Origin of the sequence: Labrenzia sp. OB1, from assembly GCF_001624695.1 — a bacterium.
Taxonomy (GTDB): Bacteria; Pseudomonadota; Alphaproteobacteria; order Rhizobiales; family Stappiaceae; genus Roseibium.
The window spans coordinates 256,972-279,352 of sequence record NZ_JSEP01000007.1 but is presented as its reverse complement, the minus strand read 5'-3'; the positions used below and the strand labels follow the sequence as shown (position 1 = coordinate 279,352).

Below are 22,381 nucleotides of genomic sequence, written 5' to 3'. Positions count from 1 at the left end.
GCACTTGCTGCGCCGGGAACCGGTATTCTTCCTTCGTGCGGAGTGGTGGCGTCCTGGCAGTCCTGCTGCTGTCATCGCGGGCTGGTGCGCAGCAGCATGTTTTCGAACGGCGATGCAAGCCGCCGCGCGAGGCGCAGTCGCTGATCACCGACGCCACGCGGGATAAACAGATCCGGGCGACTTCAGAGTTCGGCCCGCAATGTCAGCCGCCGGTCACCGCCGCAAGCCCGTCGAAAGCGGCCAGCGCTTCGGCGCCGTAAATCATCGACGGGCCGCCGCCCATATAGATCGAGACACCGATCACCTCGAGGATCTCCTCACGGCTGGCGCCGTGCCGGGCGGCGGCGCGGGCGTGATAGGCCAGACATCCGTCGCAGCGCGCGGTGATGCCGATGGCGAGCGCGATCAGCTCCTTTGTCTTGGCGTCGAGCACTCCCGGTTTCGTTGCCGCCGCCGCCAGCGCGCCGAAGCCCTTGGCGAGATCCGGCGCTCCCTTGCGCACTTCCGCCATGCGGGCGTCGGTCTGGTCTACGAATGCGGTCCAGTCTGAAATGGCCATGCTCGAAACTCCTTGCGTTCTGGAAAAAGTCGTCAGGAAGCATAATCGGCGGAGCGCGCAGGGGCGTTGATGTTGCTCAAGGAGAGTCCGGGACCGGTGCGCCATCGGCGCACCGGATGGTTTTCGATCAGTGAGCCGTCATCTCGTCGATGATCTGCTGCCCGCTGAGCGCGGCGGGATAATAGGTCGGCCAGTTTGTGACCTCTTCCAGCAGGGCGGCGCGGTCGTCACCCCAGTAAAGGTGGTAGTGTTCGGCCCTTGCCGGGGCGATACGGTGATCGCTGAACTGGATGAAGTCCGGAGCGGCCTCGTCGCCGCCGGTCTTGCGGAAGATGAAACGCACCCCGCGGTTGCCCTTCTTGTAGGTCAGGATCTCGAAACCGTCGGATGCGTATTGTCCCGCAACGCTTTCGCCGCTCTTGTGGTAGGTGACTTCATTGCCGTCGATGACGATACGGTTGACGTCGGTCCGGTAGCCGGTCTCGTAATAGGCGCGGTATTCCTGCGCGGTCTTGCCGCCATGCTCCGCCTTGTGCTGCATGACCGGATCCAGGGTGCCGTCTTGCAGGTAGGGGTAGACGGACTGCCAATCGCCCTCCCAGTCGGACAACTCGCGGGGCTGGATCTGCTTATCCTCGAAGTAGCCTTTGTAAACCTCCTTGTCGTGGCTGTGATCGTGGGCCGCGGTTTCGTCTGCCTAGGGGCTTTTCTGGGTCTGCGCCGTTGCGGGCAGCATCGTTCCGATCGCCAGCGTGAGAGCCAGCATGCCGATCAGCATTCGCATGGTTGTGAACCTTTCCAGGGTGTTTGGGAGAACACTTCGCGTCGAAGAAGCATAATGTTATAACATTACAAATGAGGATTTAACCCAATTGACGCGGTGTGGCAATGGGAGTTGTTAGGCTCGAAGGCTCGAAGGCTCGAAGGCTCGAAGGCTCGAAGGCTCGAAGGCTCGAAGGCTCGAAGGCTCGAAGGCTCGAAGGCTCGAAGGCTCGAAGGCTCGAAGGCTCGAAGGCTCGAAGGCTCGAAGGCTCGAAGGCTCGAAGGCTCGAAGGCTCGAAGGCTGGGATGGGAGGAATCCGGCGCATTCTTCCGGTGGGGTGGCAGCAAACCGCTCTGCCGAAGCCTTGCTCTCCGCCGCCCCGGACTTGATCCGGGGCCTGCGTGGGCCGGGTGTGGACAAGGTCCCGGATCAAGTCCGGGACAGCGCGAGGAGGGAGTCCGCGGTCAACAGAAAAACGTCTACCCGAGCACGATCACCGTCGCACCGATATCGACGCGGTCATAAAGGTCGATGACGTCCTGGTGCCACATGCGGATGCAGCCGCTGGAGGCGTTGGTGCCGATGCTGGAGGGCTGGTTGGTGCTGTGGATCCGGTACAGCGTGTCCTTGTTTCCCTGCCACAGATACAGCCCCCGGGCGCCGATCGGATTGCTTGGGCCGCCCTCCTGGCCGTCATCGTATTTGGCAAGGCTCGGGTCGCGTTCGATCATCTCGTCGGGCGGAAACCACTTCGGCCATTCCCGCTTGAACCGGATTTCCGCTTCGCCGTTCCAGGAAAACCCGGCCCGTCCGACGCCGATGCCGTAGCGGATCGCCCGGCCTCCGGGTTGGATCAAATAGAGGAACTTCTGCTGTGGATTGACGATGATCGTCCCGGCCGGATGCCGAGAGGGATAAAACACCACCTGGCGCAGATATTTGGGATCGAACTTCTGATACTGGATGGCCGGCAGCGAAAAGCCGCCGTCGGTGATCGGCGCATAGGCCGTTGCGTAATCCGGCGTTCCATCCGCCAGCGTCGTCAGCCCGGCCGAGATCGGCGGTCTGTTGCGGCCCTCACAGGCGGCCAGAAGCAGCAGCGGGATGCCGGCAATCAAGCTGCGGCGGCTCACATGTGACACCAATTGAATGTCCTTTCCTCAGCGCCTCGCAGCTCCGGGTTCATGAGCAGTCTCTGGCACAACAAGGGCGGCCTCGGGGACCTGACAAGGGATAAATCGAATACGCTACCTGAATTTGAAAAAACATCATTATGGTAAACGGGTTGTTAACGCTAGGGCAATCCGGTTCCCGCCCGTTCACGAATTCGGTGAACACCGGTCCGAACAAGGAAGGCCGAAAACTTGGGGAAACGCCAGAGCGACGCGCGGGCGCAGGCGGGTGCCCGCAGCGTGTCCGATCGATCAGCTGTCGTTCGCCGCGCTCTTTTTCGCCAGGGCCGTGCCGGGACTCGCCTTATGCTGGCGTCTGCGCATCGAAGACACTTGCGCTCAACAGGGAGGTTGCGGGATGGCGTATAACGAGGGTCTCGGCATCGTGGCGAATTGGGCGGCGATCCTGACCGCCGTCGTGGCAACGACTGCTTATGGGCGGTTTCTCTATCAGCAAATTCGTCAAAGACGTGCCCTTGAAAATCACCTGCGAAGTGAGATGGGCGCAGGGAGGGACAGCGGCAAGCGGACTGTCCTACACCTGATGGCAGCGCTCTCGCTCACGGAGGCGGAAGTGTTGAGCGCGGCTTTCAGAAGCCGGAAAATCTCTCCCGCAATTATCACGGACACCAAGGGACGGGCCGACGGGCTGCTGTTCGTCTATGACGGTCCGGACGCTCCAATCCCGAAAAAAGACTAGCGGGTCTTCAAGCTACCCTGGGAAGAGGCGCCCGGGCTGCAACTGGTGGACCTCGAGGCGCTACTGGCCGCGCTCTGAGGGATCTGTGGGTCGCGGGCGCTGTCTCCGCGCCCAGCCTCCGAGATCCGCCGCCACGATCACCGTCGCTGCCGCCGCCAGCAAGCACAGCCCGGCCTTGGACAGCGTCTCCATGGTGCCTTCGATCAACAGCGCGTGCACCACGCTGCCAGTGATGATGAGCAACGCAAGACCGGTGTGAGCGCGCCGCCAGACACGCGGGCGCAGGCGGCGGCGGAAAATGGCGAGCATCGCGGCGGCGAAGACCGCCCACATGGCGATCACCCCCCAGACGGAGAACGGTGTCGGAGAGCGGAACGAAAGCGCGTCGATCACGTCCGGCGGGCTGGTGATCCAAAGGCCGGCGACATGGACAATCACCACCGCCACCAGCAGGCCGCCGGTCCAGCGGTGGATACGCCGTCCGCGCGGGCCAGCAAGGTCCGGTAGATATCCGCCCGCCAGAAGAGGCTGAAGCAGCAGCAGGGACATCGCGATAATCCCGGCGAATCCGGCGGCGATATAGACCGGCTGGCGCCATTGCAGCAGCGGGCTCGCCACCGCCGCGACCAACGGGACGAGGAGCACTGCAGCAAGCGCGGCCCATATCAGGAACGCACGGGCCCGGCGCCTGGCTGTCGGCATTCCCGCCGGCTCAGGCAGGCTGAAGCACGAAATGGGCCTCGAGGACAGTGTCCTTCGCGCTCGACATCACCGGGCGCAGGAACACGGTTTCGAAATCGCCGCCGTCATAGGCAAGATGCCCATGTGGCTGGCCGAAGGCTGGAACGATCTGCGGCATGTCCATGTAAAAGACGCCGTTGGCGTCTGTCAGCGTCGCCCCGTGGCTGCGTTTGTCGCGCTCGTGGCCTTCGGTGGTATGGGCCCAGATCTGGATGCGTTGCCCGGCAAGCGGGGCACCGTCGCCCGCGCGGCGTACAGTGCCGGTCATCCGGAACCCGCCGCCGCCGATCCGCTTCACGATGGGGGCGCCGGGAAGATAATTGTTCGACCCGCCGCGCATGGACCGCGTCGGCGCGAGGCCCTTGGCCTCCGCTGGTACAATCAATCGGGATGTGCCGGCAACAAGGGCAGAAACACCCACAACACCACTTGCGGCCAGAAGCGTGCGGCGGGAGATGAAATCGGTGGTCATCAGGTCTCTCCTGTCGAACAGTTTGAGGCGTCCGCACGGGCGAGCCTCGCATTCACAAGATATAGTGTGCATGCAGGCGATTCCGAGGCGACCCTGCCGAAGATGCTTCACGGTTGCGTGTGTCGTGCCCGCAGACCAGCATCAGGCGATCTCGTGCAGGACGAGGATACCGGTCAGGCAATTGTCAGGCAACCAGACCAAATCCAGTAACTCATATTCAGCCTCAGCGGTGTTTCCCAGGCATATACAGCTCTATACTGCCGCGGCGAGGCTGGCCTTTAGATAGACTTGCCGCAGTCTTGAGGCGACCTCACCGGGCGTTCCCTTGCCGATGACATCGCTGTCGATTTCAACAACCGGATTAACGAAACCGGTCGCGGAGGTCGAAAATGCTTCTTTTGCCGCCTTGACCTCGTCCACTGTGAAACTGCGCTCCTCCACTTTCAACTGCAGTTCTCGAGCGCATTGCAAGACCGCTTGTCGGGTAATGCCGTGCAGAATGTCGTTGGACAACGCCCGGGTTACGATGGTGTTGTCTTCCGTAACGATATAGGCGTTGTTGGACGAGCCTTCCGTCACCTCGCCATCAAGCACCATCCAGACGTCATCAGCGCCTTTTCGATGGGCCTCGGTTTTCACAAGCGAGGAATAAAGAAGCTGGACCGTTTTGATGTCGCAACGCCGCCACCTTTGATCCTCAACGGTCAGGATTTTCTGACCCCGCTGCGCCAGCGCGTTGTCGACCAGTTTCTTTTCCTGGGTGAACAGGACAACGCCCGGTGTTTCGGCATCTTCTGCGATGACGAAGTCCCGATCGGCCGGACCGCGAGACACCTGCAGGTAAACAAGGCCTTCCGTGATGTTGTTTTTTGACACCAGTTTCCGATGAATATCGAGAAGGTCGGCCTCTGACAAAGACAGGGAAATCTGCAGTTCGGACAGCGATTTGCGCAGGCGTGCCATATGGCCGTAAAAATCGACAAGCTTTCCTTCCAGGACCGTCGTCACTTCGTATACTGCATCAGCAAACAGAAAACCGCGGTCAAAAATCGAGATCATCGCTTCGTTTTCCGGACGAAAGTCTCCGTTCACATAAACTGTGCGCATGGTTTAACCCCAGAGGTTTTGGGTTGGTGGTTCAATGAGAGAACCTTTGAATGTCAGGGCGTTCGGCCGGTCGCTTGAAAGTAGAAGAGGCCCGTCCAGATCGACGAATTTGGCGTCCTGTGCCAGCAGAAGCGCGGGCGCCATGGCGAGCGATGTCCCCAGCATGCAGCCGACCATGATCCCGAAACCGGCTGCGAGCGCCTCTTTTTTCAAGGCGATTGCCTCGGTCAGACCACCCGTCTTGTCGAGCTTGATATTGATGAAGTCGTATTTTCCGCGAAGCCTTTCCAGGCTGGCTCTGTCATGACAGCTCTCATCCGCACAGACAGGCAGGACACGCTCGACATCCTTTAATACGTCGTCCTTCCCGGCCGGGAAGGGCTGCTCAACAAGGGCAACATTGTGGGCAACAAGCTGGGGCGCCAACGCCTCATAATCGTCAGCCGTCCAGCCTTCGTTGGCGTCTACAATGATGGTCGAATGAGGGGCAGCCGCTCGGACGGCCTCTATTCGAGGCAAATCATTTGCCGCGCCGAGTTTGACTTTCAGCAAGGGCCTGTGCGCGTTTTTCGAGGCATGTGCCGCCATTTCTTCCGGCGGGGCGAAGGACAGCGTATAGGCCGTTGTTACGGGCAGGAGTTCCGGGCTTCCGGCGATGTCCCAAACACGTTTTCCGGCTGCTTTCGCTTCCCAATCCCAAAGGGCACAATCCAGTGCATTCCTTGCAGCACCAGAGGGGAGGAGGTTCTGGAGCGTTTCCCGGCTGATCCCGGTTTTGAGAACAGATTCAACGGACAGGATTGTCTCAATCACGCCTTCGACCGTTTCATCGTAACGCGCGTAAGGAACGCATTCCCCGCGGCCGACATATCCTTCTCCTGTGATTTCAACGAGAACGACATGAATTTCGCTTCGGCTGCCGCGCGAAATTGCAAAACGCCCGGCCACGGGGAATTCTTCTGTCCGGACTCTCAGGGAAAACATCGTCATATGTTCGCCAACGCGGCTGCAAGGCAGTCCGCACCGTGTCTGAACGGATCGACTGTCGGCAGCCCGATCCGGTCTTCCGTTTGCCGGCAGATGGCCGCCGCCTCATCGGGCGATAGTGCGGATGTGTTCAACGAGACACCCACGACCTTGCAGGCGGGGTTGGCGATCTGCGCAAGCTGCAGGGCGCTGTCTCGCACCGCTTCCAGACTGGGCAATTTATACTCTGGCAGACCGCGCATATGCGCACGCCCAGGTTCGTCGCACAAGATCAATGCGTCGGGCTGCCCACCATGAATGAGCGCCAAGGTGACGCCGGAATAGGAAATGTGGAAGAGGCTTCCCTGGCCTTCGATGATGTCCCAATGATCTTCCGTATTGTCCGGTGTGATGTCTTCAATCGCACCTGCCATGAAATCGGCCACGACCGCGTCAAGCGGCACACCGTCTCCAGTAATCAGAATGCCGGTTTGTCCCGTGGCGCGGAAAGTTGCGTCCATGCCTTTGGCGCGCATGGCCTTTTCAAGGCAAAGGGCCGTATACATCTTGCCGACCGAGCAATCGGTCCCAACGGCCAGAACCCGCTTTCCGGATCGCTTTTTTCCGTTTGCGATTCCGTAGGTTTGCGACGGAACGCGGACATCATGTAGCCGGCGGCCATGTTTTTCTGCCTGCCTGACAAGGTCGGTATTGTCGCGCAGCAGATTGTGCAGGCCCGAAGCCAGATCCAGGCCTGCTTCGAGCGCAGCCATCAAGGTCGGCATCCAGTCCGGCGAGATGGAACCGCCCCGATTGGCGACACCGATCACCAAGGTCTTGGCGCCCTTGGCAATGGCTTCCTCAAGGGTCTGATCAGGCAGATGGAGATCGGCCTTGCTGCCTTCCAGTCTCAGCTGACCAACGCAATGCTCCGGCCGCCAATCCTTGATTCCCTGCGCAACTTTTGCAGCAAGAGGGTCAGGTGCGTCTCCAAGGAAGAGGAGATAAGGTGTTTGAATCATCTTGGATTTCGCTAGAGAATTTGGCCCAGAAAAGCTTTTGTCCGCTCGTCCTGTGCATGGTCGAAGAAGGTTGTCGGTGGACCGTGCTCGACAATCACGCCGTTGTCGGTGAAATAGATGTGGTCCGCGACTTCGCGGGCAAAACCCATCTCGTGCGTCACCAGGATGCATGTCATGCCATCGGCTGCGAGATCCTTGATGGTGACAAGAACCTCTTTGACGGTTTCAGGGTCTAACGCTGCCGTGACTTCATCGAACAGCATCACGTCCGGCTGCATGGCAAGCGAGCGGGCGATGGCGACACGCTGCTGCTGGCCGCCTGACAATTCGCCTGGATAGGAGTTTTCCTTTCCTTCCATACGAACCTTCTTGAGCAGCGCAAGCGCCCGTTTTTCAACTTCGGCCTTCGGTTGTTTCAGCACCTTGATCGGTGCCATCATGATATTCTGAAGCGCGGTCTTATGCGGGAAGAGATTGTATTGCTGGAACACCATCCCGACTTTCTTGCGCAGTTCCAGCTTGTCGAGATCGTCATCATGAACTTCCTGGCCCTCGACCTGGATGGATCCGCCCTGGATGTCGGCAAGCGCGTTGATGCACCGGATCAATGTCGATTTTCCCGAGCCGGACGGTCCGATGATGCAGATCACCTCGCCTTTTTGTACATCGAATGAAACACCCTTGAGAACCTCAAGATCGCCGAAGGACTTGCGAACGTTTTTTATGGAAACAATCGGCTGACCTTCATCCCATTGTGTATTGGTCATTTCTGTCCCCTTCAGAGTTTTATAGTGAAGCGCTTTTCAAGCAGCAGCGTCAGGCGTGCGATCGGATAGCAATAGGCAAAGAAAATCACCAAGGCGAAGCCGTAGAATGGAACCAGGAGCGACGGATTGTTTCCCTCTGCCTCCATGGCCTGACGTGACAGGGTCACGAGTTCGGAAACGCCCAGCAAGGACACAAGCGGCGTTGCCATCGTCATGATCGCGTACCAGTTCATCCAGGGCGGGATCATACGCTTGATGCATTGGGGCAAAATGATTTGCCACATGATTTGCGAGCGGCTGAACGCCAGAGATTCCGCTGCTTCCCATTGTCCGGTCGGGACCGAGCGAATGGCTCCACGCACAATCTCCGCGATGTTGGCCATCACCGGCAAAGCCAGACCGATCACCGCCTTGAACCAGCCGGGCACGGTAAAGTGCGTGCCTCCGAATGAGATTTCGAATGGAAACGACAACATGACGATGAACAACAGAACGAGCCACGGCGAGTTGCGGAACACTTGTACAATGATCCAGGACATGATCCGCACGGGATAAACTTGCGATACCTGGCCCAGCCCCAAAAAAACGCCGGCTACAGTGCCAATCAGCATGGTGAAGAAGCTGATGACGATGTTCAGGACAAACCCCTTGAACACAAGAAGTGGCATCCACTTCAGAAGAATGCCCCAGACCTTTTCCAGCGAATAGGCCGTTTGGGCAGAAGCCAAACCTGGCCAGAGGAGGATGACTGCCGAAAAGGCAAATATGACCCACAACGGCATTCGGGAAATCCAGCGCGACAGGCCGAGGTCATCCATCGGTCGCGTCTTGACCGCCTTCAGGACCGGAAGGTCTGTTTTTTGCGAGACAAGGGATCCATGTTTTTGAAGGACGCTCATTTTGTACCTCCAAAACCAGGGATAAAAAGAGCCCGCTCCCAGCGATGCATGCCAAAAATCAGGACGCCGACAAGACCTATGTAGGTGAAGAAGAGCACGGTCATCGCGGCGTTTTGGGCTGAATTGTAGTCGTTCCAGATAGAAACCATTTCATAGAGAAGCTCAGGGACCGCAATTGCGATGGCCTGCGTCGTCGTCTTCACCAGGTTGACGAGGTTGTTGTTCAAGGACGGAAGACTGACACGCAGGGCAAGCGGAAGAACGACTTGCGTATAGGTTTGCAGACGGGTCATGCCGAGGGATTCGGCCGCTTCTTTTGTCGTATCGGGAACGGCTTCAATACCGGCCCTGAAAATCTCGACGTTAAAGGCTCCGGCGAAGAACGAGAGCGACACGATCGCCCATCCAACGTTCGAAATGATAGGCTGTTCCGTCCAGCCATCTGCACCCGTCACAGTTGGCGTGAACTGGCCAAGTGCGAAGTAAAAGAACAAAAGCTGGATCATTGGCGGCGTGTTGCGGAAAAACTGGATATAGCCTGCAACAATCCAGCGTATTGCCGCAGACGGCGACCCCTGTGCCCAGGCTCCTATAATGCCGATCACCACACTGAATATCACACAAACGATTGATAGCTGTACGGTCACCAGCAAACCGCCCAGGACCCTTTCCCACTGAACCGGGTCATAAAAGAAGATGAAATTCCACTTGGGATAGGTCTCCGCCAGTTTGCGGAAAAACTCGGGAATCGTCTCGAGCATTTTCGTCTCCATCTACGTTGAAAAACACGCGCTGACCCGGCCCGATGAGCAGATCAGCGCGAGATGGAACGAAATCAGTCTTCCAACCAGTCTTTGAACCGGTCTTTTTGTTTCACGAGGAAAGCGCTCTCCTGAATGCCCCACTTCTTCTCAAGCTCGAGAAGGTGACCGGTCCGAAGCCATTCATACTGCATGCCGGCCATAAAGCGGCCAAAGATACAATCGCGTTCGCCGATAGGAACCGCGAGGGCCCACGGATTGTCATCCTCGGTCTGCAGCGGCATTTCAAAATCTTCGTATTCACCCGAAGCAAGATCTGCCGCGATTGATGAATCGTCAAACACCCAGGCGACGCAGCGCTTGTTCCGCAAAGCCTGTTTTGCTTCTGCATTTCCGGTAAATGCAACGACAGTCGCACCGTATCTTTCTTCAATAATCTTGTTGTAGAAAGTGCCTTGCTTGCCGCAAACCGTCTTGCCCTCGAGTTCAGACCAATCCTTGAACCCGAGCGCTTTGGGCGCAAGTATGTTTGTACCGGATGTGTAGTAGTTGGGCAGAACAGCGCCCACAATCTTACGCCGGTCATCGCGATCCGACATGGTGGCGATCATAAGGTCGATATAGCCCTGTTCCAGAAGCTGCATTCGGTTTGAGGATTGAACACCTACCAATTCCAGCTCGACGCCGAGCATATCAGCGACTTCCTGCGCCATGTCGGCTTCCATGCCGACAAGATTGCCATCAGTGTCAATGAATCCCCAAGGCTTTGTGTCTTCCTTGATGCCCACGACCAGTTTGCCGCGGTCCTGAATTTTGTTCCAGCTGTCATTCGTGCAGGATGCGGCATAGGACGAAGCGAGTGCAGATAGAGTTGTCGCAGTTGCGACGGCAGTCGTTGTGAATAGTTTTAACAGCGGTTTCATGTCAGTGTCCCTCTGATGTCGGAAGCTCGTTATTTTTAACAATCTTTGTTGTTTTCACCTGCATTGATGCACACAAGCAAAATTGAGTGAAATGCCGTTTCGTGATAAGGTATGCAAAATTTGCATAAGGTTGCTTTGCGGTTATTGAGGCCGCAGAAAGCTGGAGTTTTTCGATGGAACTGGGTTGGCTGGAAGACTTTGTGGAGTTGGCCGCAGTCAGGAATTTTTCGACTGCTGCAGCGGCAAGGAGCATTACGCAACCAGCTTTCAGCCGCCGCATCCAGGCCCTGGAGAACTGGGTTGGCGCCGAACTGGTCGATCGCAGCAGCTTCCCGGTCTCATTGACCAAACCCGGCGAAGTGTTTCTTGAAGCGTCCCGGGGCTTGATAAAGGAAATGTATCGCCTTCGCGATGAATGCCGACAACAGGCAGACACCGGAATTGAGGTATTGAGTTTCAGTGCCCTGCATACAATCGCATTGAGCATATTTCCCGATTTGCTGCGCGACGTTGAAGAGGAAGCAGGCTCATTTGTCTCGAGAATGAACGCCACCGACTATTATGACTGCGTTGAAGCTTTGGCCCTTGGACGTTGTGATGTGGCATTGTGTTATTCGCACCAACTTGGGCCACCGGTGCTACAGACTGGCCAATTTATCTCCAAGAAAATCGCAATTGACCCGTTTCTTCTGGTGTGTGCCTGCGATAGCGTTCACTCACCGTTTTTGCCGCAACGCGGACAAGGCGAGCCGTTCCCGCTTGTAGCCTATTCGTCGGGATGTTTTCTCGGGAAAGTACAATCAGACCTTTTGCGTCAATTGCGATCAGCAGGAGTGGATTTCAACACTGTCTTTGAAAACTCTATGTCGGAGGCCGTGAAGCGCATGATACTCTCCGGTAAAGGCATTGGATGGTTGCCTAAAAGCGCAGCCCAACACGAACTTCAACAAGGCCTCTTAACCTGCCTGGAAATCGGCCAGGCACCGGTTGACCTCAACGTTTTGGCTTTTAGAAAGACGGCTACAGGGTCGGCTGTTATGGAGCGGTTCTGGTCCCACTTGCCCGAATTCAGTTCTCGTTCCCGCTGAAAGCTAAAGGATGCAAAAGGGGCTTGTCGCAAGTTTCGTCGGCAGACGGACGTCTCCCGTTTGGGGCAACTTTCAGGCTTCGTTGACTTTTTCAGTTCCGAAGAACACCGCAAGCAGATCGTTCTGTTCACGAACGCTCAACTGACCGGTAAAGCCAAAGCCCTTCTTGAGCCACAGATGGCTTCGAAGCCGTCGATGGATTCTCTGGCTGCGTTGAACGAGCGGAACCCGCCGGCCTCCGGCCATCGATGTGGACCGAGCCACAATGCGGTTTGCGGAACCGCCGCAACCGTTTCTCCCTCAGGTAAGCGTAGGTCAGAACCCACCGGTTGATAGTGCTGTGATCGACTTGAAAACCGCGTTCCAGGAACATTTCCTCCAGGTCCCGATAGCTCAGCGGATACCGCAAGTACCAGGACACAGCCTGAAGGATCAGCCATGCCTCGAACTGTCTGCCTTTGAAGTCATCCTTCGATTGGCGCTTCAGTTTTCAACGACGGCAGAGAGAATCATGACGCGGAAATCCGATTTCACGAGCGCTCTTTCAACAGTCAGATCTCAAGGCGTGGTTGACGCGAAAAACTTTGCGACACGCCCCAGTCAGACCGCCACCCCTGCAGACTGGCAAAAAACCAGCTTCGAGTTTCTTGCCATCATCTACTCCTTTGGATGTTTCACCCCTAAAGGGATGCAAGATCCCGCAAGATCAACGCAATGCCCGGGAAGAAAATCAGCAAGGTGGCCATAACAAACAGGATGACGAAGAACGGGAGTGTTCCCTTGATCACTTCCATGTAAGGCTTGTTGAAGATCGCTATCGCCGTGAAGATGTCACATCCGAAAGGCGGCGTCGCCGAACCGATGGCCATTTGCAAAGTCACCATGACGCCGACGAGCACCGGATCAAGACCGGACGCGTCGACGATCGGCACGAAGATTGGTGTCAGAATGACCAGCACCACCAGCGAGTCGACAAACATGCATCCCACAAAGAAGCTCAATGCAATGATGGCAAGAATGTACTTGTCGGAAGCCCCTTCCAGATTGAGCGGTTCCAACAACCCCTGCGGGATCTGTTCGAAGGAAATATACCAGGAAAACGCCTGCCCAACCCCGACGAGAATGAACACGACTGCCGTGATCAGACCAGTACTGAGCGCTGCATTCAATACGTCGTTCAGCTTCAGTTCGCGGTAGATCAAACATTCAACGATCAATGCATAGAGAACCGAAAAAGAGGCAGCCTCTGTCGGAGTGACAGCGCCGGAATAGATACCCCCGACAATCAGTGCAGGGAACCCCAGTGGCAGTAGGGCTTTTTTGATCGCGATCATCCGTTCGGGAGCCGACTTTCGCTCGACGAGTGCAATCGCCTCGCCCTGAAAAAGGCTGTAGACGTAACAATAGGCCGAAAAGAGGAACGCGAGCACAATGCCGGGACCGATGCCGGCGATGAACAGTTCACTGACGCTGGTATTGGCGAGCGTGCCGTAAAGAATAAGCCCGATGCTGGGCGGAATCAGGAAAGCAATGTCACTGGCGTTGATGATTAGCGCCATGACGAAGCTGTCCTTGTAACCCGCCTTCAGCAGTTTGGGGCGCATGATCTGCCCGATCGAAACCACAGTGGCCTGTGTGGAACCGGACACGGATCCGAACAGGGTGCAGCTGAGACAGGCGGTGATGGGCAAGCCTCCCCGACGATGCCCGAAAAAGGCTTCGATCAGTCCAAGGAGATTGTTCGCCGTGTGACCGCGAGCCATGATATCGGCCGCCAGAATGAACATCGGCACGGCAATCAGTGCGTTCGGTGAAATCCCGGTGATGATCTGCTGAATGATGACGCCGGTGTCGATTTGTGAGAAATGCACCAGCCCGACCAGCGCGGCGACAACCAGCGGCACGACCATTGGAAAGCTGAGGAACAAAAGGACGATCATCGTCACGACCAGCGTGAATGTAATGACGTAGATATCCAATTCACCGGCCACGATATTGTTCAGGAAACTCAGTATATCGCCCATGTCAGACTCCGATATCTTCAGCTTCACTGTCCTGCACGTCCAGCGACAGGTAAGTCCCCTTTTGTGTGATATTCATCAGAAAGGCGATCAGGTATTGCAGGCTGGCCATGGCGAGCCCGACCGGGATGACCGCGTAGATGATGTAGACCGGAAACTGCAACGCTGGAGATAACCGGTTGATGTCCTTGACCTCCTGAACATAGAGAACCGACTTGTAGGTCAGGAACATCAGCAAGAGACCGGTAGTCAGCGATATCAGCGTCAACAGCAATTTCCTGGTCCGGTCGGACAGAGCATCATAGAGAGCCGTCATTCGGATGTTCCGTCCTCTGCGGACTGCGTATGCAAACCCGACGAATGTCACGCCGACAATCAGAAACTGATTCAATTCTTCAGAGAAAAACAGACTTTGCCCAAGGGCGTAACGGCCGATCGCATTGGCCGTCGAGTTCAACATGATCAACAAGATTGAAAAGACGATGATCGACTTTTCTGCGAACTCGATCCCTCTGTTCGCAGTCTGCAGCAGCGTTTTCATTGTGGTCTCCCGTCTGCTGACCATTTTACGGTTCAGCCGCGTCCTCCCCGCGTGCAAAGGCAAAAAGCGCGGGTTGGACCCCGCGCTTTCCACGTATTGGCAATCGCCTAGGAGGCGTCCTTTACTTCACGGACAAGGCTTTCGAGAATTTTCCGGGCACGGTCACGTGCTTCGGACTTTTCCTCTTCGCCATAGGCGTTTTCAACGACAGTGTAATAGGTTTCATGCAGACCATTGCTCAGCTCGCGGAACACCGCACGTTCTTCATCCGTCAGAACGACAATCTTCAGGTCAGGACGATCCGCCAGGATCTTGTCCATGTTTTCCTTGTTGATTTTCAGCTGATAATCATGGGCGGCCTGCTCCGCTGCAGTAATGGCCTTGTGCACCATGGCCTGCTTCTCCGCAGTGAGGCCATTGAACCACTCGCTGTTGGTGGAAACGGTGCTGACGTAAGGCTGCTGACCCGGGAACATGAGATAGTCCTGAACCTCATGCCATTTTGCGTTGTAGATGAAGTAGATCGGATTGACCATGCCATCGACGGTCTTGAGCTGCAGCGCACCGTAGACTTCACCCCAGGAAAGCGGCGTCGGGGTTGCGCCAAAGGCCTTGTATGTTTCCACAGGGATCGTTGACGTGAAGGTGCGGATCTTTTGTCCGTCGAAATCTGCCGGGCTGCGAATTTCCTTGTTGGCACCCCAGGCCATCTCTCCTTCGGAGATCATGGTCAAAAGTTTCAGATTGACCTTTTCGAACCTGTCGCTGAGATCGTTGTAGATTGTCTCGCTGCCGGTCAGAACCTTGCGCACGGTGTCAACATCGCTGCCCAGAACATAAGGGACACTGAGTGCCTGCACTTCCGGAACATAGGAGCCCAGGTGTCCTGTCCCCACCGAAACAAACTGAACGACCCCCTTCGCGGTCAATTCAACGATGTCATTTTCAGTGCCCAGCTGGCCATAATAAAAGATCCTGACCTTGATATCGCCGCCCGATTCTTCCTTGATCGTTTCGGCAAAGGTCTTGGCAAAGATGTCCTGCACGTCGTTCTTGTCTTCCTCGGACGCGAACTTCCATGTCTCCGCAACGGCGCCTGATGCCAGACCAACGGTGAACAGCGCGGGAATGACAAATTTCCTGATCAATTTCTGCATGCTTCTTCCTTTCCCGACCCGCTCAAGCGAGCCCCTCTGAGATGATGACAAGGGGCAAGAAATCCTTGCCGTTTGTTTTGTCGGAGAGCTGTGTGCACAAAGCACCGAACCCTGCAGCGCCTGATGGAGTAGTGGCTATGCCGAGTTTCGTCACAGCCTCGGCCGCGCTTGCGCCCTCTTTTTCGGAGAGGGTCTGATAGGTCACGTTGCAGCGTTCGAGCACGTGCCACGCGACGATTGACGGTTCCTTGCAGTCCAGGCGTCCCATGTTGGAATCCGGTCCGTCCGACCGGGTTGCCGTCCCTGCTTCATGACTTGCTTTCAGACAGGCTGCAGCCGCGGGCTCGACAACGATCAGTTCTGGCTGAACCGTCCAGTTCAGCCGGATCATGTGGGCCATCGCGGCGGCAAGCCCGCCAACTCCGGCTTGCAGATAGACGTGGGAGGGCCAATGACCCAATGTTTCAAAGGAAGCACGCAATTCCTCGGCGATGACGCAATAACCTTCCATCACCCATTTCGGAGTCTCGGTGTATCCGGGCCAGGAACCGTCTGCGAGCAGTGTGGCTCCGGTCTGACTGGCATCGGCAATCGCGGCCGCGACGCTTTCATCATAAACAGTCCCGGACCACACAACTTCCGCCCCGAGACCTTTCAACCGCTCTGCGAAGCTTGCAGGCACAGTCCTTGCCAGATGAATACGCGATTTCGCACCAACCGCCTGAGCCCCGGCAGCAACGCCCAAACCGTGATTGCCGGCACTTGCACAGGCAAATGTCTGAGTTGCGGCCAAGGCACGTACGTCTGCGTCCAACAGGCGATCGGGAGTCAACGTCTCGCCGGTATGGGCAAACCAGGTATCACCCAACAGTCGGGCGACCGCATATGGAGCACCAAGCGCCTTGAAGGCACCCAACCCCATTCTGCCGGTTTCATCCTTGGCCCAGAATGTTTGCCCGTCAGGGCCCTGCAGGCGCCTCAGAGGTGAGACGGCATAGTTTTGCTGCTCCTTGAAGAAGGCAACCGCCCGTTTGAAATCCGGCGCAAAGTCGAGAATATCTACGTGTTTCATGCGCCATGATGTAGCATTTCGGCTTTATTTATTTTTTCAATTTTCTGATTAAACTCGATTAAATTTCTCATATATACGGCAAAAGAAAGAGAAAAAAGTCATGGATGATGATTTGGATGACGCCAACAAGACAATCCTGAGGCTCATGCAGCAGGACCGCAGGATCGGACTGGATGTAATGGCAGAGGAATGCGGACTATCGATACCTTCAGTACAAAGGAGACAGAAGCGCCTGAAAGAATCCGGCATTATCCGGCAGGAAGTTGCTATCCTGGATGCAGCACGGCTGGACTACAACATGACACTGATCGTTCTGGTGGAACTGGAACGGGAGAGTCTGCAACAGCTGGACATGTTTCGCAGATTGGTGCGTGCCGAACCACAGGTGCAGCAATGTTACTATGTGACCGGAGACGCGGATTTCATCCTGATTTGCACCGCGCGCGACATGCAGGATTTCGAGGAACTCACCCACAGGCTGTTTTTTGAAAACTCAAACGTCCGTCGGTTCCGGACTTCTGTCACCATGGAACGAACCAAGGTTGGTCTGACCCTGCCGATTTGAACGATATGCAGCGTTACAAGACGTCCAGCGACACCTTGACCCTGTCCATGACGACCGAAGTTCTGAAGCGGCTGATGTTGGATTCGTCGAAGAAAAATTCCTGCGTGAACAATTCGTATTCCTTGATATCGCGCACAGTGAGGATTAGCGTGAAGTCAGCCTCGCCTGTCGTGTAGTAACATTGCTGAACACAATTTGCGTTGCGCATCTTGCGCTTGAACTCGTCCAGGTGCCGACGACTTTCCCGCTCCAGAATGACATCGACAATGATAGTCATGTCGCGCGCCAGTTTCGATGGGTTCAAAACGGCGATATCCCGTTCAATAACACCGCTCTCACGCAGTTTCTTTAAACGTTTTTGCACGGCGGGGGGAGAGAGCCCCACATCCTGACTGATCGTGTCGGCAGTCAGGCGGGCATCACGCTGCACAAGACGCAATATCTCCAGATCCTTGTCATCCATATTCTGAAATTGATCGCAAAAGACGTCAAATTCAATGACATTCGTCGCCAGCTCGAAGAAAATCTACGCCTTTGTTCTCTCAAGACACTGTAGACAGGTCCAGGAGTGGCGGAGATTTGCGAATGGATGCGTTTGAACAACGTTTGATGGAACGACGGCGGGATTTTCACCGCAACCCTGAGCTCGGTTTTAAGGAAGAAAGAACGAAGAACGAAATTGCTGATGCATTGCGCGCTCTGGGGCTGGACGTTCATGAGGGTGCTGGTGTTGTCGGCGTGCTGCGCAACGGCCAGGGAAATCGGGCCATCGCCCTGCGTGCGGATATGGATGCACTGCCAATCACAGAGGCTTCGTCGCATGACTATGTCTCAGAGACGCCCGGTGTCATGCATGCCTGCGGGCATGATGGCCACATGACAATGCTTCTGGGGGCCGCCGAGCGGCTGGCAAAAAACCCAGACTTTGACGGCACCGTTGTCTTTCTGTTTCAACCAAATGAGGAACTCGGGTTGGGTGCTCAGGCGATGATCGATGAAGGTGTCCTTTCGCGCTTCCCGGTAGACGAAATCTATGCAATTCACAATTTGCCAGGTGCGCCGACCGGTCAGGTCTCGACCCGGACAGGTATTATCTGCAACAGCGAAACCCTGTTTGAAATCAAGGTGCAAGGCCGTGGTGGACATGCCTCCATGCCCCAAGCAGGCGTGGATGCAATCACTGTCGCATCGGAACTTGTGCTGGCCCTGCAGACCATCGTTGCCCGGAAGCTTCCCCCGGCAGCCGGGACGGTTGTGTCGGTTACCGAATTCATCACGGATGGACAGCGAAATGTCTTGCCGGGGCAAGCCATTCTGAAGGGCGACTATCGGGCCCGTTCACCGGAAGATCGCATTGCCGTGGAAAGGTTCATGCGTCAGATAGCAGCGGGCGTAGCTGCTGCGCACGCGGTTTCGGTAACAGTTGATTGCATCACCGAGTTCGTCGAAACCATCAACGCTCCGGGGCCGGTCGAAGCGGTCTACCGCGCGGGAAAAGCGATTGGATGCGAAGTGGTGCAGGAACGGCAACCAATGAGTTTCTCGGAAGACTTCGCTCATTTCTGTGCAACTGTTCCCGGTTGCTTTCTTCTGATGGGAAATGGCGAAACAGGCGCGAATGCCCAGCCCCTGCACGCCGCAGACTATGATTTCAACGATGCGCTTCTGCCAATTGGTGCGGCGTTCTGGGTCAGGCTGGTGCAAGATCGGCTACCTCCGAGAAAGGTCGCTGAATGACAGACAATCCTTCGCGTGGATTTCCCGAAAGGGAGTTTGCGGCACGCACCGAACGGGCACAGGAACGCATGGCCTCCTCAGGCCTCGACGGATTGCTTTTGATGACAGAGGCGGAAGTCCGATATTTCAGCGGCTTTCATACCTTGTTCTGGCAAAGTCCCACCCGGCCCTGGTTTGTCTTTGTGCCGCTCACAGGCAAACCGATAGCCATCATCCCCGAAATTGGTGCGGAGCTGATGCGCCGGACCTGGCTGGACGACATCCGCACCTGGAGTGCACCTTGTCCGGCAGACGACGGTCTGAGCCTGCTTACGGACTTGCTCAAACCGCTGGCAAAGGCGAGCAAGACTATTGGTGTGATGAAAGGTCACGAAACGTCACTGCGCATGCCGTTGGGTGATTATGAACGGTTGATAGAATGCCTTCCGGGCCTGTCGATTGCAGATGCGACCGGATTGGTTCGCGGCCTGCGCATGATCAAGTCCGAACTGGAAATCGAGAAAATCGCCCATATCTGCGCCATTGGTTCCCGGACCTTTTCAAGGGTTCCCGACCTGGTGTTCGAGGGACAGCCCCTGGAAGATGTTTTCCGGGCCTTCCGGCGAGAAGGCCTGGCACAGGGGGCCGATGATGTACCTTATCTCGTAGGCGGCGCAGATCTGGGAGGGTATCATGACGTGATCTCGCCACCTTCGCGCCGACCGCTGGCAACAGGGGACATCTTGATGCTGGATTCGGGTGCCGTCTGGGATGGATATTACTGCGATTTCGACCGCAATTACGCTATCGGCGCAGCGGACGATGCTTCAAGGCGCGCTTACGACGTCCTTTGGCGCGCAACGGAAGCTGGACTAGCGGCCGCCCGTGTTGGCACAACCTGCCGGGAGCTCTTCCAGGTCATGCAGTCTGTCATCGAAGAGCTGGATAATCAGGGTGGCGATGTCGGTCGGCTCGGCCATGGTTTGGGGATGCAACTTACCGAGTGGCCTTCGCATGCCGCCTTTGACCATACAGTGATCGAAGAAAACATGGTTCTGACGCTGGAACCGTCTCTCAGCTACGGGAATGGGCGTATCATGGTTCATGAAGAAAACATCGTGGTGCGCCAGGGCGGTGCGGAACTCTTGTCTGAGCGCACGTCTCGCGACCTGCCAGTGATCTGAGGATGCACAATGAAACTGGACTTTGAGACAGATGCCGGCATTGGAACGCGCGCAACGTTGGGTGTGATCGTCTTGGAGACCGACGAGACGCTGGAACCTGAGTTTTCAAAGATGATGGCTCTTGACGATGTCGCTCTCTACCACAGCCGCATTCCAATGGTCCCGGAGATCCGTTCGGACACACTTGCCAGAATGGAAAACAATCTCCCCTCCTCGGTGCGGCTCTTGCCACCTTCTCTGGATTTTGACGTGATAGGTTATGGATGCACATCGGCCTCAACGGTGATTGGGTCTGAGAATGTCGCGCGCGCGATCCAGGGCGTTTTCCCCGGCGTCAAGGTAACCGACCCTCTGGCTGCAGTGATTGCGGCCGCACGTCACCTGGAAGCGAAACGGCTCGGCGTCATCACTCCGTATGTTCCCGAGGTGTCAAGACGCATGCACCAGCGGCTCACGGATGCGGGATTTGAAATCGTTGCATTTGGGTCATTTGAAGAAGGCAACGATCGAACTGTTGCACGGATTAGCAAAGCTTCGATTATCCGTGCGGCGGAACGAGTCGCTGCATCTGCCCCCTGCGATGCAATCGTTGTTTCCTGCACAAACCTGCGAACCTTGGACATTCTCAAGGAGACTGAGCAGAAAACCGGTGTGCCGATTATCAGCAGCAATCAGGCTCTGGCCTGGCATATGCTCCGACTTGCACAAATCAAGGAACCTCGACCCGACTACGGTCTCCTGTTCAACAAACTCTGACCAATCCACCGGGACGCGAATTCATGAGCCACCTGCCGGGTGTTCAAGCCCCGGCCTGCCGTCAATCTTCACAAAGAACCGAGAGTCGTTTTGGCGCGCACGTTCGAACCGCTTCTTCTTGGCTTGTCGCAAGTTTCGCAGTCGGACAGATCTCTCCCGTTCTGGGAGCGCCTTTCAGGCTTTGTTGACTTTTTCAATTCCGAAGAGCACCGCCAGCAGATCGTTTTGTTCGCCGACACTCCATGGACCGGTAAAGTCGAAGCCCCTCCTGAGCCACAGCATGGCTTCAAAGCCGGCGATGGTCTTTCTGGCTGCGTTGAATGAGCGGAACCCGCCGGCCTCCGGCCATCGATGCGGACCGTGCCACAATGCGGTTTGCGGAAACGCCGCAACCGTTTCTCCCTCAGGGAAGCGTAGGTCAGAACCCACCGGTTGATAGTGCTGTGATCGACTTGAAAACCGCGTTCCAGGAACATTTCCTCCAGGTCCCGATAGCTCAGTGGATACCGCAAGTACCAGGACACAGCCTGAAGGATCAGCCATGCCTCGAACTGTCTGCCTTTGAAGTCATCCTTCGATTGGCGCTTCAGTTTTCAACGATGGCAGAGAGAAACATGATGCGGAACTCCAATTTCAGGAGCGCTCTTTCGACCGTCAAATCTCAACGCGTGATTAACGTGAAAAACTCTGCGACACGCCCGTTCATCGATTGTCCGGCCCATGCCCGCAGCTTAAAATGCCTGCATGGCACGCATTCTGGAAACTGAACTCTACCTGCCGGTCAAGACCCTCCTCGAGGGGCAGGGCTACGAGGTGAAAGCTGAGGTCGGCGCTGCCGATATTGTCGCCTGCCGCGAGGGCGAAGACCCGGTGATCGTCGAATTGAAGACCGGCTTCACCCTGAGCCTGTTCCATCAGGCGGTCGATCGTCAGGCGATCACCGATGCAGTCTATGTCGCGGTCGCGCGGGGGCCGGGCAAGCGGTTTCAGGCGTCCCTGAAGAACAACCTCAAGCTCGCCCGGCGGCTGGGCCTCGGCGTGATCGTGGTCCGCCTTGCCGACGGGCTTGTCGAGGTTCCCCTCGACCCGGCGCCCTATGCACCGCGCAAGTCCAAAACCCGCAAGAGCCGCTTGCTGCGTGAATTTTCCCGCCGTGTCGGCGATCCCAACACCGGCGGCTCGACACGGGTGACCCTGGTCACCGCCTACCGCCAGGACGCTATCCGTTGCGCCGAACATCTTCACACCAACGGCCCCAGCCGCGGTTCCGATGTCGCCAAGGCCACTGGCGTCACCCGCGCCACCCGCATGATGGCCGACGATCACTACGGCTGGTTCGAACGCGTCGAGCGCGGCATCTATGCCCTGACCGCCAAGGGCCGTGCGTCGGTGACTGCCTGACGTCTTCTCTCGCCCCCAACCTCGCCCC

At 56.7% G+C, this 22,381-nt stretch carries 23 protein-coding genes and 3 pseudogenes; 7 read left to right on the top strand and 19 right to left on the bottom strand.

Annotated elements, in window-relative coordinates:
• Positions 1 to 202 precede the first annotated feature (202 nt).
• The 3 genes and pseudogenes from OA90_RS12235 to OA90_RS12225 all read right to left on the bottom strand — a co-directional run bounded on the left by OA90_RS12235 (position 203) and on the right by OA90_RS12225 (position 2,455).
• Positions 203 to 559 carry a carboxymuconolactone decarboxylase family protein gene (locus OA90_RS12235; RefSeq protein WP_068411490.1) on the bottom strand — a complete coding sequence of 119 codons (357 nt, stop codon included), beginning with the start codon at positions 557 to 559 and terminating at the stop codon, positions 203 to 205.
• Positions 560 to 686: 127 nt separating this feature from the next.
• Positions 687 to 1,223 (bottom strand): annotated as a pseudogene (locus OA90_RS12230) (metal-binding protein ZinT); the annotation flags it as partial.
• Between the two features lie 578 nt (positions 1,224 to 1,801).
• Positions 1,802 to 2,455, bottom strand: coding sequence for a L,D-transpeptidase (locus tag OA90_RS12225; RefSeq protein ID WP_244274607.1), 654 nt, complete (start codon positions 2,453 to 2,455; stop codon positions 1,802 to 1,804).
• A 397-nt stretch (positions 2,456 to 2,852) separates the two neighbouring features.
• Between OA90_RS12225 and OA90_RS12220 the strand changes: the two genes are divergently transcribed.
• Positions 2,853 to 3,194 (top strand): hypothetical protein, encoded by a 342-nt coding sequence (locus OA90_RS12220; RefSeq protein WP_068411613.1) that lies wholly within the window; start codon positions 2,853 to 2,855, stop codon positions 3,192 to 3,194.
• 60 nt (positions 3,195 to 3,254) lie between these two features.
• Here OA90_RS12220 and OA90_RS12215 read toward each other — a convergent pair whose 3' ends face one another.
• From OA90_RS12215 to OA90_RS12175, 9 genes are all read right to left on the bottom strand, one after another.
• Positions 3,255 to 3,896, bottom strand: a complete 642-nt coding sequence (locus OA90_RS12215; protein ID WP_068411484.1) for a ferric reductase-like transmembrane domain-containing protein — start codon at positions 3,894 to 3,896, stop codon at positions 3,255 to 3,257.
• Positions 3,897 to 3,906: 10 nt separating this feature from the next.
• A complete protein-coding gene (locus OA90_RS12210; protein WP_068411479.1) occupies positions 3,907 to 4,407 on the bottom strand; it encodes a twin-arginine translocation pathway signal in 501 nt (166 codons plus the stop codon).
• A gap of 252 nt (positions 4,408 to 4,659) precedes the next feature.
• Positions 4,660 to 5,514, bottom strand: coding sequence for a D-amino-acid transaminase (locus OA90_RS12205; protein WP_068411476.1), 855 nt, complete (start codon positions 5,512 to 5,514; stop codon positions 4,660 to 4,662).
• A 3-nt stretch (positions 5,515 to 5,517) separates the two neighbouring features.
• The gene (gene dgcA / locus OA90_RS12200; protein WP_082837001.1) at positions 5,518 to 6,504 is read right to left on the bottom strand and encodes an N-acetyl-D-Glu racemase DgcA; all 987 of its coding nucleotides are present in this window, start codon (positions 6,502 to 6,504) and stop codon (positions 5,518 to 5,520) included.
• Positions 6,501 to 7,502 (bottom strand): N-acetyltransferase DgcN, encoded by a 1,002-nt coding sequence (gene dgcN, locus OA90_RS12195; protein WP_068411473.1) that lies wholly within the window; start codon positions 7,500 to 7,502, stop codon positions 6,501 to 6,503. The genes dgcA and dgcN overlap by 4 nt, the downstream gene beginning before the upstream one ends.
• Positions 7,503 to 7,513: 11 nt before the next feature.
• The gene (locus tag OA90_RS12190; RefSeq protein WP_068411470.1) at positions 7,514 to 8,269 is read right to left on the bottom strand and encodes an amino acid ABC transporter ATP-binding protein; all 756 of its coding nucleotides are present in this window, start codon (positions 8,267 to 8,269) and stop codon (positions 7,514 to 7,516) included.
• An 11-nt stretch (positions 8,270 to 8,280) separates the two neighbouring features.
• A complete protein-coding gene (locus OA90_RS12185) occupies positions 8,281 to 9,168 on the bottom strand; it encodes an amino acid ABC transporter permease (protein ID WP_068411466.1) in 888 nt (295 codons plus the stop codon).
• Entirely contained in the window at positions 9,165 to 9,929 is a 765-nt protein-coding gene (locus OA90_RS12180) for an amino acid ABC transporter permease (protein ID WP_068411463.1), read from the bottom strand. Before OA90_RS12180 ends, OA90_RS12185 begins: the two co-directional genes overlap by 4 nt.
• A 74-nt stretch (positions 9,930 to 10,003) precedes the next feature.
• A complete protein-coding gene (locus OA90_RS12175; RefSeq protein WP_068411461.1) occupies positions 10,004 to 10,852 on the bottom strand; it encodes a transporter substrate-binding domain-containing protein in 849 nt (282 codons plus the stop codon).
• A 173-nt stretch (positions 10,853 to 11,025) separates the two neighbouring features.
• Here OA90_RS12175 and OA90_RS12170 point away from each other — a divergent pair, with 173 nt between their 5' ends.
• A complete protein-coding gene (locus OA90_RS12170; protein ID WP_068411458.1) occupies positions 11,026 to 11,940 on the top strand; it encodes a LysR substrate-binding domain-containing protein in 915 nt (304 codons plus the stop codon).
• A 72-nt stretch (positions 11,941 to 12,012) separates the two neighbouring features.
• On the opposite strand, the pseudogene OA90_RS12165 reads toward OA90_RS12170, so the two are convergent.
• The 5 genes and pseudogenes from OA90_RS12165 to OA90_RS12145 all read right to left on the bottom strand — a co-directional run bounded on the left by OA90_RS12165 (position 12,013) and on the right by OA90_RS12145 (position 16,731).
• Positions 12,013 to 12,453, bottom strand: a pseudogene (locus tag OA90_RS12165) (hypothetical protein).
• Positions 12,454 to 12,620: 167 nt separating this feature from the next.
• The gene (locus OA90_RS12160) at positions 12,621 to 13,964 is read right to left on the bottom strand and encodes a TRAP transporter large permease (protein WP_068411455.1); all 1,344 of its coding nucleotides are present in this window, start codon (positions 13,962 to 13,964) and stop codon (positions 12,621 to 12,623) included.
• 1 nt (position 13,965) lies between these two features.
• Positions 13,966 to 14,502: a TRAP transporter small permease gene (locus tag OA90_RS12155; protein WP_068411453.1), complete on the bottom strand. Its 537-nt coding sequence runs from the start codon at positions 14,500 to 14,502 to the stop codon at positions 13,966 to 13,968.
• Between the two features lie 107 nt (positions 14,503 to 14,609).
• The gene (gene dctP / locus OA90_RS12150; RefSeq protein ID WP_068411450.1) at positions 14,610 to 15,659 is read right to left on the bottom strand and encodes a TRAP transporter substrate-binding protein DctP; all 1,050 of its coding nucleotides are present in this window, start codon (positions 15,657 to 15,659) and stop codon (positions 14,610 to 14,612) included.
• A gap of 22 nt (positions 15,660 to 15,681) precedes the next feature.
• Positions 15,682 to 16,731: a pyridoxal-phosphate dependent enzyme gene (locus OA90_RS12145; protein WP_068411447.1), complete on the bottom strand. Its 1,050-nt coding sequence runs from the start codon at positions 16,729 to 16,731 to the stop codon at positions 15,682 to 15,684.
• 100 nt (positions 16,732 to 16,831) lie between these two features.
• On the opposite strand from OA90_RS12145, the gene OA90_RS12140 reads away from it, so the two are divergent.
• Positions 16,832 to 17,296, top strand: a complete 465-nt coding sequence (locus tag OA90_RS12140; protein ID WP_068411444.1) for an Lrp/AsnC family transcriptional regulator — start codon at positions 16,832 to 16,834, stop codon at positions 17,294 to 17,296.
• A 13-nt stretch (positions 17,297 to 17,309) separates the two neighbouring features.
• Here OA90_RS12140 and OA90_RS12135 read toward each other — a convergent pair whose 3' ends face one another.
• The gene (locus OA90_RS12135; protein ID WP_068411441.1) at positions 17,310 to 17,759 is read right to left on the bottom strand and encodes an Lrp/AsnC family transcriptional regulator; all 450 of its coding nucleotides are present in this window, start codon (positions 17,757 to 17,759) and stop codon (positions 17,310 to 17,312) included.
• A gap of 122 nt (positions 17,760 to 17,881) precedes the next feature.
• Here OA90_RS12135 and OA90_RS12130 point away from each other — a divergent pair, with 122 nt between their 5' ends.
• The 3 genes from OA90_RS12130 to OA90_RS12120 are packed head-to-tail and all read left to right on the top strand — an operon-like array spanning position 17,882 to position 20,952.
• On the top strand, positions 17,882 to 19,033 hold the full coding sequence (locus OA90_RS12130) for an amidohydrolase (RefSeq protein WP_068411438.1): 1,152 nt from the start codon (positions 17,882 to 17,884) through the stop codon (positions 19,031 to 19,033).
• Positions 19,030 to 20,196 (top strand): Xaa-Pro peptidase family protein, encoded by a 1,167-nt coding sequence (locus tag OA90_RS12125; protein WP_068411435.1) that lies wholly within the window; start codon positions 19,030 to 19,032, stop codon positions 20,194 to 20,196. The genes OA90_RS12130 and OA90_RS12125 overlap by 4 nt, the downstream gene beginning before the upstream one ends.
• 9 nt (positions 20,197 to 20,205) lie before the next feature.
• On the top strand, positions 20,206 to 20,952 hold the full coding sequence (locus OA90_RS12120) for an aspartate/glutamate racemase family protein (protein ID WP_068411432.1): 747 nt from the start codon (positions 20,206 to 20,208) through the stop codon (positions 20,950 to 20,952).
• A 174-nt stretch (positions 20,953 to 21,126) separates the two neighbouring features.
• Here the strand turns inward: OA90_RS12120 and OA90_RS12115 are convergent.
• Positions 21,127 to 21,568 (bottom strand): annotated as a pseudogene (locus tag OA90_RS12115) (hypothetical protein).
• A gap of 128 nt (positions 21,569 to 21,696) precedes the next feature.
• Between OA90_RS12115 and OA90_RS12110 the strand changes: the two are divergent.
• A complete protein-coding gene (locus tag OA90_RS12110; protein ID WP_068411430.1) occupies positions 21,697 to 22,353 on the top strand; it encodes a DUF2161 family putative PD-(D/E)XK-type phosphodiesterase in 657 nt (218 codons plus the stop codon).
• Positions 22,354 to 22,381: the final 28 nt, after the last annotated feature.